Genomic DNA, 14,058 nt, shown 5'->3' with positions numbered 1-14,058 from the left:
CACAGGACCCGTCATGCTGCGTTTGGCCCTTGCCTTCACCCTGCTGCTGTTAAGCCGCCCGCTTTTTGCCGACCCGTTGGTGTTGCAGCTGCGCTGGCACCACCAGCCCCAGTTCGCCGGTTACTACGTGGCGCTGTACAAGGGCTATTACAAAGACGCGGGCCTGGACGTGACCATTCGCGAGGGCAACGCCAACCGCTTCCCGGTCAATGAGGTGTTTGAAGGCCGCGCCCAGTTCGGGGTGGGCAACATGGAGGTGCTGAGCTTTTGGGCCGAGGGTTATCCCTTTGTGGCCCTGGCCGCCATCTACCAGCATTCTCCTTCGGTGCTGGTGGCCCGCACCGACAGCGGCATCAAGAGCGTAAAAGACTTGGTGGGCCACAAGGTGATGTTCTTCCCCGGCGGCCTGGACCCGGAGATCCTGGCCATGCTCAGCAAGGCCGGTATCAAACCCAGCCAGCTTATCCGCCAGGACACCTCCACCAATATCCAGGATTTTATCGCCGGCAAGGTGGACGCCTTTAATGCCTACCTCACCAACGAGCCTTATCAGCTGGATAAACTGGGGCTGCCCTATGTGATCCTCGACCCGCGCGCCATGGGCATGGATTTTTACTCCGACATCCTCTTTACCTCCACGCCCTTCCTCAAAGAACACCCGCAGGAAGTGGCCAAATTCCGGGCCGCGTCCCTCAAGGGCTGGGACTACGCCCTGGACCACCCCCAAGAAACCCTGGCCATCATCAACAACCACTACCAGACCGACAAATCTCAAGGCCACATGCGCTTTGAGCTCGATACCGCCCGCCAGTTGATCATGCCGGATCTGGTGAGCATCGGGCATATGAACCCCAGGCGCTGGCAGCACATTGCCGACATCCTCGCCGAGAGCGGCCAAATTCCCAAAGTCGATAACATCAGCGATTTTCTCTACCACCCCGGGCCGCAAACCCGCACCGGCTATTGGCCCTGGCTGCTGATGCTACTGCTGTTGCCGCCGCCGCTGTATTTGCTGTGGCGCTGGCGCCTTGCCCAGAAGCGGCTCTATCGCAACATGGCGCGGCTGGCCAAGCTTGAGCATCGCCTGGACCACGACGCCGCCACCGGCCTGCCTACCCGTGGCAGGCTGTGCCGGATGGTGCAAAAGGGCGATTTGGATGCCTGGCTGGTGATGATCCACGTCGATAACTTGCGGGCCATTAACCTCGATGCCGGCTTTGCCGGTGGCGATAAACAGTTAAAGGCCCTGGGCCAGCGCCTAAAAAAGGAGTGCCTGCCGGACGATATTCTGGCCAAGGGCGACGGCGCCCGGCTGCTACTTTATCTGCCGCGACGCAACCACCCCCATGGCGAGAGCTTTGCCGAGGCCCTTTGCCTGCAATTGGGGCCGCCGCTGGGGCTGGTGTTGTCCTGGGCGGTACTGGCGGTAACCGACCGCCAGAACGTCGACAAACTGCTGGCCCGCCTTGAAGAAAAACGCCAGGGCCACCGGGGCTTCTAGGGGGCCCCGGGTGCTGCTACACTACGTCTCCTTTTAACACTTCACCACGGCCTTGTTTGGAAATGCGTACCAGCCAATACCTGCTGTCCACTCTCAAGGAAACCCCAGCCGACGCTGAGGTTAAAAGCCACCAGTTGATGATGCGTGCCGGCATGGTGCGTAAAATCGCCGCCGGTCTCTACACCTGGCTGCCCACCGGTCTTCGCACCCTGAGAAAGGTGGAAGCGGTGGTGCGCGACGAAATGGAAAAGGCCGGTGCCATCGAAGTGTCCATGCCGGTGGTGCAACCTGCCGAGCTGTGGCAAGAATCCGGCCGCTGGGAAGACTACGGCCCTGAGCTTTGCCGCATCAAGGACCGTGGCAACCGCGAATTTGTGCTGGGCCCGACCCACGAAGAAGTGATCACCGCCCTGGTGCGCGGTGAGGTGAGCAGCTACAAGCAGTTGCCCCTGAACCTCTTTCAAATTCAGACCAAATTCCGCGACGAAGTGCGCCCCCGTTTCGGGGTGATGCGTGGCCGCGAATTCCTGATGAAGGACGCCTACTCCTTCCACCTGGACAAAGCCAGCCTGGAAGACACCTACCAGCGCATGCACCGAGCCTACTGCAACATCTTCACCCGCCTGGGCCTGGATTTCCGCCCCGTGGTAGCCGACACCGGCTCCATCGGCGGCAGCGCCTCCCATGAGTTCCAGGTACTGGCCGACAGCGGCGAAGATGTGATTGCCATCTCCAACGGCTCCGACTTTGCCGCCAACGTGGAAATGGCCGAAGCCCTGGCCCCCAGCACCGAGCGCGCCGCCCCTACTGGCGAGCTGGCCGAGCTCGACACCCCCAATGCCAAGACCATCGATGAGCTGGTCAGCCAGTTCGGTATTGCCATTGAGAAAACGGTCAAAACCCTCATCGTCAAAGGCGCCAGCGAAGAAGCTCCGTTGGTGGCGCTGCTGGTCCGTGGCGACCATGAACTGAACGACATCAAAGCCGAGAAGCTGCCCCAGGTGGCCAGCCCCTTCGCCTTTGCCGACGAAGCCGACATTCGCGCCGCCATCGGTGCCGGCCCCGGCTCCCTGGGCCCGGTTGGCCTGAAACTGCCGGTGATTGTTGACCGCAGCGTAGCGGTGATGAGCGATTTTGCCGCCGGCGCCAACGTCGATGGCAAGCACCACACCCACATCAACTGGGACCGCGACGCCCAATTTACCGCCGTTGCCGATATCCGCAACGTGGTAGCCGGTGACCCCAGCCCCTGCGGCAACGGCACCATCGAGCTCAAACGCGGCATCGAAGTGGGCCACATCTTCCAGTTGGGTACCAAGTACTCCGAAGCCATGAAGGCCACGGTATTGTCCGAGCAGGGCAAGGCCACCGTCATGGAAATGGGCTGCTACGGTATCGGTGTCTCCCGGGTGGTGGCCGCTGCCATCGAGCAGAACCATGACGACAAAGGCATCATCTGGCCGGACGCCATCGCCCCCTTCCAGGTGGTGATCATCCCCATGAACATGCACAAGTCGCACCGGGTGCAGGACGCTGCAGAGAAGCTCTACGCCGAACTCACCGGCGCCGGTATCGAAGTGCTGTTTGATGACCGTAAAGAGCGCCCCGGCGTGATGTTTGCCGACATGGAGCTGATTGGTATTCCCCACAGCATCATCATCGGCGAGCGCGGCCTCGACAACGACTTGGTGGAATACAAAAACCGCCGCGACGGCGAGAAGGTGGAGCTGGCCATCAGCGATGTGCTGGCCACCCTTAAAGGCCACCTTGGCCAGTAAGGCCTGATGCTTAAAAAAGCCCCGCAACTGCGGGGCTTTTTGTTGCCAAAGAGGCAAGATAAGGCATTGTAAACTAAGCTGATTGGCAGAATAAAAGCACACGGGACGCGCCATGCACAGCCCTGCCACTACAGCCCTTATCCTCACCGGCGGCGGCGCCAGGGCCGCCTACCAAGTGGGTGTTCTCAAAGCCATCGGCCATTGGCAAGGCACCAAAAGGGGCCTGCCTTTTCATATCCTTTGCGGCACCTCGGCTGGCGCCGTCAATGCCACTGCCCTCGGGGTTTGGGCCCACTGCCTGTGCCGGGGAGTGCGGCATCTGGAGCGGGTCTGGGGGCAGTTTCATACAGGGCAGGTTTTTCATGCCGACCCTTGGCACCTGGCGGGCCATATCACCCGGCGCATGGTGCGATTCTTCCAGGCCGATTACGCCCGTAAGCTCCAGCCCTGCCTGCTAGACCCCCGGCCATTGCAAAAACTGCTTGCCCAGCGGCTGCCCTTTCACCGCCTGGCAGGGCAAATCAGCGCCGGGAGGCTCAGGGCCATTGGCATCACCGCCTCGTCCTACACCGAGCGCAGTTCGGTAACTTTTTTCACTGGTGCCGACGACTGCCAGCCATGGCAACGGGCCCGGCGCCTTGGCCAACGGGCTCACATCAACGAAACCCATCTGATGGCCAGCACCGCCCTGCCCTTTTTATTCCCGCCGGTGCGGATAAAAAACCAGTTCTTCTGTGACGGCACCATCCATCAACTCAGCCCTCTGAGCCCGGCTATTCACCTGGGGGCTAGCCGCATCCTGGTGATAGGGACCCAACACCAACAACTACCGGTGCAAAAGCCAGCCATGGTCCATGCCCCAACCGCCGGCCTTATCGCCGGCCACCTGCTGGAAAGTATCTTCACCGACGCCCTTAACGCCGACCTGGAGCGGGCTTGGCGGATCAACCAGACCCTGGAGCTGATCCCGCCAAGAAAGCGCCACCAGCTGCCGCTTCGGGCCATTGATACCCTGGTTATCCAGCCCAGTCAGGATATTGACGTTATTGCCGCTCGCCACTACCAAACCCTGCCAAGAGCCATTCGCTGGCTGCTGGCACGGCTTGGGGTAACCGACGAAGAAGATGCCTCGCTACTCTCTTACCTGCTCTTTGAAAGTCTTTATTGTCAGGAGCTTATCGCCCTTGGGGAACAAGACGCCGAGCGCCAGAAGGCCGCCATTGCCAGCCACCTTGGCATTTTGGCCTAGATCTTGCTCAGATTTGCCCAGGTATTACCGAGGGCGTGCCCATGCAGTTACATCCCTATACCGCCAATTCCAAGACCCTGCCCCTGGCCATCACGCCGCGGGCAGAAGATGTGATAGGCCTGTACCAGACCCTGGATCCCCAGCAGGTGCTGATGCGTTTTGCCGCCCTGGCAAAACATTGCCTCCCCCTTGCCGCTATCCGGGTCAATGACGCGGTGCAGCTGCGCTGGCGAAGCGGCAATACCGAGCGCTATCTCACCACCGACAGCCCAGCAGTGGACGGCGTGCACTACAGCCTCAAAGGGCCCCTGAGCCTGTGGCAGGAGCAACTGCTGGGGCACTGGCACGACGCCTTGGTACCGGCCCTTGGCAACGCCCTGATGCATGGCCAGGCCCTGAGCCAAGCCCGCACCGACCAACTGACCGGCCTTGGCAACCGCACCGCCTTTGCCGAGGAAGAAACCCGCCTGGTGGCCAGGGCCGACCGCCATCAGCATCCCTTTTGCCTGCTGCTGCTGGATTTGGACAACTTCAAGCCGGTTAACGACGCCTACGGCCATCAACGGGGAGATGCCGTTCTCTACCGGGTAGCCCAGCTGATGACCAGCCAGGCCCGCATTGAGGATCGGTGCTTTCGCTTGGGAGGAGACGAATTTGCCCTGTTGCTGGCCGACACCGACCAGGACGGCGGCGAAAAGTTGGCCCAGCGGTTGTTGGCAAGCCTCAAAGACAACGAGTTCCTGGCCAGCCATAAAATTGGCGTCAGCATGGGCTTGGCCCAGTGGCAACCCGGAGAACACCCCCGCTCATTGCAAGCGCGGGCCGACTTGGCGCTCTATCAGGCCAAAGGCGCCGGCCGCGGCTGCCTGAGAAAAGGCTGAAAGGCGCCAGGGGCATCCCAAGCCGGGAATTGCCCCTGGGGCTGAAAATGGCCTTTGGCCACCGCCATACCCGCGACCGCCAGCAGTTCGCCGCCCTCACCCACTAAAAGTGGCCAGTGGGGGCGCAGCCAGGGCGGCACGCCCCATTCCTGCCAGAGCTTTTTAAGGGTCCGGCCCTGGTCCCTGTCGTGGGGCTGAAAACGGGTTGAGCCCGGCAAGTCAAAACGCCACTGCCCTTTTTGCAGCAAACCGCCCCCGGATTGCCAAGCAATGGCGGTGAGTAAGGCTGCTTTATCGGCCCCAAGGGTTGGCGGCAGATAAAACCAGCGCCCCTTAAAGCGGCCAAAATCCCCCACCCGCACCGTGGCATCTTCTGCGGCGTGTTGTTGGCGCAGCATCTCGGCAACCGCCTTGTGCCCCAGTGCCAATCCTTGGTCAAAACCCGCGGCCCAGGCGCGCAGCAGCAGCGCCGCCGCCTCAACCGGGGCGCCGCTAAGATCCAGGCTGCCATCAAGCCCCACCCGCCGCGCCAGCTCCTGGGTTAGCAGCCAGTCTCTGGCCGGCAGCTCTTGTTGCAACAGCTCAGCACTGCGGGCAAGGCCTGCGCTAAAGCCGCTAAGCCTTTCCTCTGCCGCCGGCAGCAGGGATTGGCGCAGAAAGTTGCGGTCAAAGGCGGTGTCTTGATTGGACTCGTCTTCCACCCAAGCCAAGCCCTTAGCTGCCGCTTCCAAGGTTTTTCGGCTCAGGGCCAGCAGTGGCCGGATAAGGGTGCCGGGGCCAAAGGGCCGGGCAAACGGCATGGCGCAAAGGCCATCCAGGCCAGCGCCACGCCGGGCAGCGAGCAGAAAAGTCTCGGCTTGGTCATCCAAATGATGGGCGGTCACCAAGCAATCGCCAGGCGCCATGGCATCGGCCAGCACCCGGTAGCGCCCGTCACGGGCGATGGCTTCCAGGCTTTGGCGCGGCCCTTTGTTAAGGGCGAGGTGCTCTATCGCCAAAGGCACGCCAAGGGCGGCGCAAAGCGCTTTGCAGTGCTCAACCCAGCTATCGGCATTGGCCGAGATGCCGTGATGAACGTGCACCGCTTTTAGTCTCGCCCCTCGTCCCTGGCACCAGGGCGCCAGGGCGTGGAGCAGCACCACAGAGTCCAGACCACCTGAGAGCGCTAAAACGACAGAGCCCCCGCCAAGGCGGGGGCCCAGTTGTTGGTCAAGGGCGTCGAGCACGGCCTGCATCAGACGTAGCCGTACCCCATCAGGCGCTCGTAACGCTTGTCCAGCAGGGTGTCACCGTCAAGGTCACGCAGGCCGTTCAGGTCGGCCAGCAGGCGCGCCTTGAGGCGCTCAGCCATCAGCTTGGGATTACGGTGGGCGCCGCCCAAGGGCTCTTCGACCACGGTATCAATCAGCTTGAGCTCTTTGAGGCGCTCGGCGGTGATGCCCATGGCTTCGGCCGCCACGCTGGCCTTGTCGGCGCTTTTCCACAAAATGGAGGCGCAGCCTTCGGGGGAGATCACCGAATAGGTGGAATATTGCAGCATGTTGACCCTATCGCCCACGCCGATGGCCAGGGCGCCGCCGGAGCCGCCCTCACCGATGACGGTACAAATCACCGGAACCTTGAGGGTGGACATGACCTTGAGGTTGCGGGCAATGGCTTCGGACTGGCCGCGCTCTTCGGCGCCCACGCCTGGGTAGGCGCCGGGAGTGTCGATAAAGGTGAGGATGGGCATCTTGAAGCGCTCGGCCATCTCCATCAGGCGCAGCGCCTTACGGTAGCCCTCGGGGCGCGGCATGCCGAAGTTACGCTTGGTGCGCTCACGCACGTCGCGGCCCTTCTGATGACCAATCACCATCACCGGCTCGCCTTCAAGGCGGGCAATACCACCGACTATGGCTTTGTCGTCGGCAAAGGCGCGATCGCCGGCCAACTCGTCATATTCGGTGAAGATGTGCTTGATGTAGTCGTAGCTGTAGGGGCGCTGGGGGTGGCGAGCCAATTGCGCCACTTGCCAGGGAGTCAGATCGCTGAACAGCTTTTTGGTCAGCTCATCGCATTTGTCGTTAAGACGGCCGATCTCCTCGCTGAGGTTGAGATCTACGCCATTGCTATCGCCCACTGCTTTTAGCTCTTCGATTTGTGCCAGCAGTTCAGCAATAGGTTGTTCAAATTGTAAAAAGTTAAGGCTCATGTTTTGTCCGTTATCCTGAAGGCTTCGCCTTAAGCGTCATACTGAAGCGTGACCGCTTCTTTACCCAAAAGGGTCCCCAATTGATGCAGCAAGGCATCTTCCGGCATGACCCGCCAGCGAACACCCAGTTTCATTTCCCCCTGGGCCTGCTGGTTGGCAAGGCTCAGGGTAACAGGACAAGTGCCCTGGCTGAACGGTTCCAGCACATTGAGCAGCTGCTCCGGTTCAACCTGGCCCCCTACCTGCAATTTCAGGCCCCGGGCATGGCGTTCGCGAGCTTGAGTGATGGTCATCACATTACGTGCCGTCATTCTATAGCCCCCGGAAAAGTCATCAAAGCTGACCTGTCCTTCAACCACCAACACCAAATCCGGTGCCAAAAGATCCTGATATTGCTCGTAAGTGTCAGCATATAGCATGACATCGAGGCGTGCCGAGCCATCATCGAGGGTAACAATACCCCAGCGCTTGCCGTTTCGCTTGTTGATCATGGGCCGTACCGCCAGAACCAGACCTGACAACACCACGCTACCCCCTTTTGGGGTGGGCTGCACGTCGCACAACCGGCAACGGGCCAGGTGCTTGAGCTCCGGCAGGTAACGGTCGATGGGGTGGCCGGAAAGGTAAAGCCCGAGGGTTTCGCGCTCCCCCATCAGCCACTGCTCGTCAGGCCAGGTTTGTGCCTGGGCAAAGCTTTGCTGGTTGTCGTCAGGGGACTCGTTAACCAGGCCAAAGAGATCCCCCTGGCCGATACTCTGGGCCTTGGCGTGCTGGTCGGCCGCTTTGATGGCCTCTGGCAAGGTGGCGTAAAGCCGCGCCCGCTGCTCGCCAAGGCGCCCTTTGAGGCTGCCTTTGATGGGGCCAAGGCTGTCCATGGCGCCCGATTGCACCAGTTTTTCCAGCACCCGGCGGTTCACCCGCTTGATGTCGACCCGGTTACAAAAATCGAAAAGGTCGCTAAAGGGGCCGCCTTCGCTGCGGGCCTCCAATATGGCCTCGATGGGGCCTTCACCCACGCCCTTGATGGCGCCGATGCCGTAAATCACTTCGCCTTGCTCGTTAACGGTAAACTTATAAAGGCCAACGTTAACGTCCGGCGGCTGCATCACAAGCCCCAGGCGGCGCACTTCGTCCACCAGGGTCACTATCTTGTCGGTATTGTCCATATCGGCGGACATCACCGCCGCCATGAACTCCGCCGGGAAGTGGGCCTTGAGCCAGAGGGTCTGATAGGAAACCAGGGCGTAGGCGGCAGAGTGCGACTTGTTAAAGCCGTAACCGGCGAACTTCTCAACCAAGTCGAAGATCTTCATCGACAGTTCGCCGTCAACGCCGTTGCCCTTGGCGCCGTCTTCGAAGGTAGAGCGCTGCTTGGCCATCTCCTCCGGCTTTTTCTTACCCATGGCCCGGCGCAGAAGGTCAGCGCCGCCCAGGCTATAACCGGCCAGCACCTGGGCAATCTGCATCACCTGCTCTTGGTAGAGGATGATGCCGTAGGTGGGCTCGAGGATGGGCTTGAGGCTCTCGTGCTGGTACTGGGCGTCGGGGTAGGAAATTTCCTCGCGGCCGTGCTTACGGTCGATAAAGTTATCTACCATGCCCGATTGCAGCGGGCCCGGCCGGAACAGGGCCACCAGGGCTATCATGTCCTCGAAGCAGTCGGGCTTGAGGCGCTTTATCAGCTCCTTCATGCCCCGCGATTCAAGCTGGAACACCGCCGTGGTTTCGGCGTTCAGCAGCTTTTTAAAGCTGTATTTGTCATCGAGAGGGATGGCGGCGATATCCACCGGCGCTTTACCGGCCTTTTCCAGGCGCGGGTTAATCATCTCCAGCGCCCAGTCGATGATGGTGAGGGTTCTTAGGCCCAGGAAGTCGAATTTAACCAGCCCGGCGTATTCCACGTCGTTTTTGTCGAACTGGGTAACCGGGTTGTGGCCCTGATCATCGCAATAAATGGGCGCAAAGTCGGTGATGGTGGTAGGCGCGATAACCACGCCCCCGGCGTGCTTACCGGCGTTACGGGTCACCCCCTCGAGCTTGCGGGCCATGTCGATGACGGCGCGCACTTCTTCGTCGGCGTCGTAAACCTCTTGCAGGCGCGGCTCTTCCTCGAAGGCCTTTTTAAGGGTCATGCCCGGGTCGCCGGGAATGAGCTTGGAGATACGGTCCACAAAACCGTAGGGATGGCCCATGACCCGGCCCACATCCCGCACCACCGCCTTGGCGGCCATGGTACCGAAAGTGATGATCTGCGATACCGCGTCGCGGCCGTAAAGCTCGGCGACGTGGTCAATCACCTGGTCCCGTTTGTCCATGCAAAAGTCGACGTCAAAGTCGGGCATGGACACCCGCTCGGGGTTCAAAAACCGCTCGAACAGCAGATCAAATTCCAGCGGGTCCAGATCAGTAATTTTAAGGGCGTAAGCCACCAGGGAGCCGGCGCCCGAGCCGCGCCCCGGCCCTACCGGGATATCGTTATCCTTGGACCACTGGATAAACTCCATCACGATAAGGAAGTAGCCGGGAAAACCCATCTGGTTGATTACGCCGAGCTCGATTTTCAGGCGCTCGTCGTATTCGCCGCGCCGCTCGGCCCGCACTGTTTCATCGGGGAACAGGAACTGGAGACGCTCCTCAAGGCCCTTCTCGGACACCTTGACCAAGAAGTCCTCGATGCTCAGATCGCCAGTCGGGAAGTTGGGCAGGAAGTATTCGCCCAGGCGGATGGTGACGTTACAGCGCTTGGCAATCTCCACGGTATTTTCAAGGGCCGAGGGAATATCAGAGAACAGCTCTGCCATTTCCTCGGCGGATTTCAAATACTGCTCGCTGCTGTAGCGTTTGGGGCGATTGGGGTCGGCCAGCACGTAGCCATCGCGAATGGCCACCCGGGTCTCGTGGGCGTCGAAGTCGTCCTTTTTGAGAATAACCACTTCGTTGGTCGCTACCACCGGCAAGCCCTGCTGCTGGGCCAGCGCCACCGCGTAATGCAGGTAGTTTTCCTCGTCGCTGCGGCCGGTGCGGATAAGCTCCAGGTAATAGCGGCTGGGAAAATGCTGCTGGTAAAAAGCCACCGCTTCGTCCACCAGCACGTTATTGCCCTTCAAAAGGCCAATGCCCACATCCCCTTCCTTGGCGCCAGACAGCAGGATAAGCCCTTCGCTGTGATGGGCCAGCCACTCCCTGTCCACCACCGGGCGGCCCTGCACATGGCCGCGCAGGTAGGACTTGGAAATGAGCATGGTGAGATTCTGGTAACCGGTGTTGTCTTGGCACAATACGGTCAGGCGATAGAGCTGATCTTCCATGGGGCCGCTTTGCAGCCACAAATCGGCCCCGACAATGGGCTTGATGCCGGCGCCGTGGGCCGAGCCGTAAAAGCGCACCAGGCCGCACAGGTTGCCCTGGTCGGTGATGGCCAGGGCCGGAAAGCCCATTTCGCCGGCCTGCTTGACGATGGGGCCGACCTTGGCCACCCCGTCGACCATGGAGAAATCGGAATGAACCCGAAGATGGATAAAGCTCGGTGTGCTCATGACTCTATTCCCAGTGCCAGGCGCACCGGTTTGAAACTGCGTCTGTGTTCGTCGATAGGGCCATACTCGGCGAGCTTTGCTAGGTGCTCGGCGGTGGGATAGCCCTTGTGCTTGTCAAAGCCATAGTGGGGGTAGCGCTGGTGCAGTTCAACCATCTCGGCGTCGCGGGCCACTTTGGCCAGAATACTAGCGGCGCCAATGGCAGGCTCTAGCGCATCACCCTTGACGATGGCCCGGGCTGGCATAGCGAGCTTGGGCACTTTGTTACCGTCAATCAGGGCTTCACTGGGCACCAGGCTCAGGCCTTCCACGGCCCGGCTCATGGCCAGCATGGTGGCCTGGAAGATGTTAATGCTGTCGATTTCAGCGGCGCTGGCCCTTGCCACGCACCAGGCCAGGGCTTTTTCGCGAATTTCTACCGCCAGGGCCTCGCGGCGCTTGGCACTGAGTTTCTTGGAATCGGTCAGGCCTTCGATGGGGTTGGCCGGGTCTAAAATCACCGCGGCGGTGACCACGTCTCCTACCAGTGGGCCGCGGCCCACTTCATCGACACCGGCAATCAACATAACAACTCCAATACCGCCTTGGCCGCCTGCTCTGAGGCGTTTTGGCGAATACGCTCATGAAGGGCACGAAAACGCGCCGGGTTGGCCTGCTGTTCTTCGCCAAGAGCCCCTTTGACGGCAGCAAAGATGGCGTCCGAAGTAGCGTCGTCCTGGATAAGCTCTGGCACCCAGTCGGCGTCGGCCAGGAGGTTAGGCAGGCTAAAGCGTTTAACGCGCACCAGCCTTTTGGCCAGCCAATAGGTAAAGGGGTGCACCTGATAAGCCACCACCATCGGCTTTTTAGCCAGCATGGCTTCCAGGGTGGCGGTGCCAGAGGCGAGCAAGACAGCGTCGCTGGCGGCCATCACTTCCCTGCCCTTGCCGTCCACCACAGTGACATCGGCCACATCGCTAAAGGCGGCTTCGATTTGCTCGCGGCGTTTGGCGTTGGCCGCCGGCACCAAAAAGTGCAGCGCCGGGTTGTCGGCCTTGAGCTTTAGCGCCGCTTCTTTAAAGAGCGGCGCCATGCGGGCCACTTCACCGCCCCGAGAGCCCGGCAAAATGGCGAGCGTCGGGTGCTGCTCGGCAAGGCCCAGCTCGGCCCAGGCAGCAGGCACGTTTACATCCAGCGGCATGCGGTCGGCAAGGGGGTGGCCGACAAATACGCAAGGATGCTGGTAACGGTCGTAAAAAGCCTTTTCAAAGGGCAGCAAGGCCAGCACCAGATCGGTGGCGGCCTTGACCTTGAACACCCGCTTTTCGCGCCAAGCCCACACCGAGGGGCTGACGTAATGCACCGTCGTGATGCCTTTGTCCTTGAGGCGCTTTTCAACACCCAGGTTGAAGTCAGGGGCATCGATACCGATGAACACATCGGGCGGGTTGTCGATGAAATGGCGGACGATATGTTTGCGGATATGCAGCAGGCGCGGCAGGTGTTTTAACACCTCCACCAGCCCCATCACCGACAGCTCTTCCATGTCAAAAAGGCTGTTAAAGCCCAGGGCCTGCATGCGCGGGCCGCCGATGCCATAGAACTGAATGTCGGGATGTTGGGCCTGCAAGGAAGCCATGAGATCGGCCCCCAGCAGGTCGCCGGAGGCCTCGCCTGCGATCATGCCCACCCGTAATGGTCTGGACATGATCACCTCAGCGAATGATGCCGCGTTCGGACTTGTCGATAAAACTGAGCATCTGGGCAACGGCTGGCTCGTCGGCCGCCAGCTTGGCCAGCTCTTCCTTGGCTTGCTCCAGCGTCAGGTTCTGACGATAAAGCGCCTTGTAGGCCTTGCGAAGGGCCTGCAGGCTGTCTTTGGAAAAGCCGCGGCGCTTGAGGCCTTCGAAGTTAATGCCGAAGGGCTCGGCGCGCATGCCGGCGCAGGTGACAAAAGGCGGTACGTCTTGTACCACCAGGGCGCAGGCTCCTACAAAGGCGTGGGCGCCGACCCGGCAGAACTGGTGGATACCGCTCTGGCCGCCAAGGATGGCCCAGTCGCCTACATGGGCGTGACCAGCCAGGGCCGAGTAGTTGGCCATGATCACGTTGTCGCCGATGATGCAGTCGTGAGCCACGTGCACATAGGCCATCAGCAGGCAGTTGCTGCCGATGGCTGTCAGGCCCTGGTCTTGGACTGTGCCACGGTGAATGGTGACCGATTCGCGGATGATGTTGTCATCGCCAATCACCAGCCGGGTAGGCTCACCCTGGTATTTTTTGTCCTGGCATTCTTCGCCTACCGAGGCGAATTGGAAGATGCGGTTACGCTTGCCAATAACGGTGGGGCCCTTGATCACCACGTGGGACATGATCTCGGTGTCGTCACCGATCTCTACGTCCGCACCGATGTATGTCCAGGGGCCGACTTTGACGTTATTGCCAAGCTTGGCGTCGGGATGTACGAAGGCTTGAGGGTCGATCACAATCAGATCTCGCGTTTGGCGCACATCAGGTCGGCTTCACAGACCAGGTTGCCATCAACCAGGGCCTTGCAGTGGAACTTGCCGATGCCCGCTTTGAGTTTGACGATTTCAACTTCAAAGATCAGCGTATCACCCGGTACCACAGGCTGCTTGAAACGGGCGTTGTCGATGCCGGCAAAATAGTAGAGCACACCGTCGGTGGGCTTCTGATTGGCCGTTTTAAAGGCCAGGATGCCGGTGGCCTGAGCCATGGCTTCGAGGATCAACACCCCAGGCATAACCGGCTTCTGGGGAAAGTGCCCCTGGAAGAACGGCTCGTTGATGGTGACGTTTTTCTGCGCTACCAGGCGCTCTCCAAGGGTATAGTCCAGCACCTTATCCACCAGCAGGAAAGGATAACGGTGTGGCAAATGGTCCAGCACCTCAAGGATGTCCATGGTATTCATTTCAGTCATGT

11 protein-coding genes are annotated in these 14,058 nt (G+C 60.5%); 4 read left to right on the top strand and 7 right to left on the bottom strand.

The features are described from left to right. The first annotated feature begins 13 nt into the window (after positions 1-13). The 4 genes from AC22G1_RS05895 to AC22G1_RS05880 all read left to right on the top strand — a co-directional run bounded on the left by AC22G1_RS05895 (position 14) and on the right by AC22G1_RS05880 (position 5,409). On the top strand, positions 14-1,501 hold the full coding sequence (locus AC22G1_RS05895; RefSeq protein ID WP_487315940.1) for an ABC transporter substrate-binding protein: 1,488 nt from the start codon (positions 14-16) through the stop codon (positions 1,499-1,501). A 62-nt stretch (positions 1,502-1,563) separates the two neighbouring features. Beyond that, the gene (locus tag AC22G1_RS05890) at positions 1,564-3,279 is read left to right on the top strand and encodes a proline--tRNA ligase (RefSeq protein ID WP_487316695.1); all 1,716 of its coding nucleotides are present in this window, start codon (positions 1,564-1,566) and stop codon (positions 3,277-3,279) included. Positions 3,280-3,391: 112 nt separating this feature from the next. Further along, positions 3,392-4,528 carry a patatin-like phospholipase family protein gene (locus tag AC22G1_RS05885; protein ID WP_487315939.1) on the top strand — a complete coding sequence of 379 codons (1,137 nt, stop codon included), beginning with the start codon at positions 3,392-3,394 and terminating at the stop codon, positions 4,526-4,528. Between the two features lie 41 nt (positions 4,529-4,569). After that, a complete protein-coding gene (locus AC22G1_RS05880; protein WP_487315938.1) occupies positions 4,570-5,409 on the top strand; it encodes a GGDEF domain-containing protein in 840 nt (279 codons plus the stop codon). Here AC22G1_RS05880 and tilS read toward each other — a convergent pair. Genes tilS through fabZ form a run of 7 tightly spaced genes read right to left on the bottom strand, consistent with a single transcriptional unit; the run spans position 5,367 to position 14,056 of the window. Then, positions 5,367-6,644, bottom strand: a complete 1,278-nt coding sequence (tilS, locus tag AC22G1_RS05875; RefSeq protein ID WP_487315937.1) for a tRNA lysidine(34) synthetase TilS — start codon at positions 6,642-6,644, stop codon at positions 5,367-5,369. The two genes, AC22G1_RS05880 and tilS, sit on opposite strands and share 43 nt — an antisense overlap. Beyond that, positions 6,644-7,600 (bottom strand): acetyl-CoA carboxylase carboxyl transferase subunit alpha, encoded by a 957-nt coding sequence (gene accA / locus AC22G1_RS05870; RefSeq protein ID WP_487315936.1) that lies wholly within the window; start codon positions 7,598-7,600, stop codon positions 6,644-6,646. Before accA ends, tilS begins: the two co-directional genes overlap by 1 nt. A 29-nt stretch (positions 7,601-7,629) precedes the next feature. Beyond that, positions 7,630-11,136 carry a DNA polymerase III subunit alpha gene (gene dnaE, locus AC22G1_RS05865; RefSeq protein WP_487315935.1) on the bottom strand — a complete coding sequence of 1,169 codons (3,507 nt, stop codon included), beginning with the start codon at positions 11,134-11,136 and terminating at the stop codon, positions 7,630-7,632. After that, positions 11,133-11,702: a ribonuclease HII gene (rnhB, locus tag AC22G1_RS05860; RefSeq protein WP_050657433.1), complete on the bottom strand. Its 570-nt coding sequence runs from the start codon at positions 11,700-11,702 to the stop codon at positions 11,133-11,135. The genes dnaE and rnhB overlap by 4 nt, the downstream gene beginning before the upstream one ends. Next, positions 11,696-12,826 carry a lipid-A-disaccharide synthase gene (gene lpxB, locus AC22G1_RS05855; RefSeq protein ID WP_487316694.1) on the bottom strand — a complete coding sequence of 377 codons (1,131 nt, stop codon included), beginning with the start codon at positions 12,824-12,826 and terminating at the stop codon, positions 11,696-11,698. Before lpxB ends, rnhB begins: the two co-directional genes overlap by 7 nt. Before the next feature lie 4 nt (positions 12,827-12,830). After that, entirely contained in the window at positions 12,831-13,601 is a 771-nt protein-coding gene (lpxA, locus tag AC22G1_RS05850; protein WP_487315934.1) for an acyl-ACP--UDP-N-acetylglucosamine O-acyltransferase, read from the bottom strand. Between the two features lie 2 nt (positions 13,602-13,603). Beyond that, positions 13,604-14,056 (bottom strand): 3-hydroxyacyl-ACP dehydratase FabZ, encoded by a 453-nt coding sequence (gene fabZ / locus AC22G1_RS05845; protein WP_050657431.1) that lies wholly within the window; start codon positions 14,054-14,056, stop codon positions 13,604-13,606. Positions 14,057-14,058: the final 2 nt, after the last annotated feature.

The sequence above is a fragment of the Gallaecimonas zhanjiangensis genome (assembly GCF_057624825.1).
This window is presented reverse-complemented; position numbering and strand designations above follow the sequence as displayed.

What these genes read in the sequence shown, in the direction of transcription:
- dnaE (WP_487315935.1), bottom strand. Translation starts at nt 11,136, where the DNA reads ATGAGCACACCGAGCTTTATCCATCTTCGGGTTCATTCCGATTTCTCC.
- rnhB (WP_050657433.1), bottom strand. Translation starts at nt 11,702, where the DNA reads ATGTTGATTGCCGGTGTCGATGAAGTGGGCCGCGGCCCACTGGTAGGA.
- tilS (WP_487315937.1), bottom strand. Translation starts at nt 6,644, where the DNA reads ATGCAGGCCGTGCTCGACGCCCTTGACCAACAACTGGGCCCCCGCCTT.
- accA (WP_487315936.1), bottom strand. Translation starts at nt 7,600, where the DNA reads ATGAGCCTTAACTTTTTACAATTTGAACAACCTATTGCTGAACTGCTG.
- AC22G1_RS05885 (WP_487315939.1), top strand. Translation starts at nt 3,392, where the DNA reads ATGCACAGCCCTGCCACTACAGCCCTTATCCTCACCGGCGGCGGCGCC.
- fabZ (WP_050657431.1), bottom strand. Translation starts at nt 14,056, where the DNA reads ATGACTGAAATGAATACCATGGACATCCTTGAGGTGCTGGACCATTTG.
- AC22G1_RS05895 (WP_487315940.1), top strand. Translation starts at nt 14, where the DNA reads ATGCTGCGTTTGGCCCTTGCCTTCACCCTGCTGCTGTTAAGCCGCCCG.
- AC22G1_RS05890 (WP_487316695.1), top strand. Translation starts at nt 1,564, where the DNA reads ATGCGTACCAGCCAATACCTGCTGTCCACTCTCAAGGAAACCCCAGCC.
- AC22G1_RS05880 (WP_487315938.1), top strand. Translation starts at nt 4,570, where the DNA reads ATGCAGTTACATCCCTATACCGCCAATTCCAAGACCCTGCCCCTGGCC.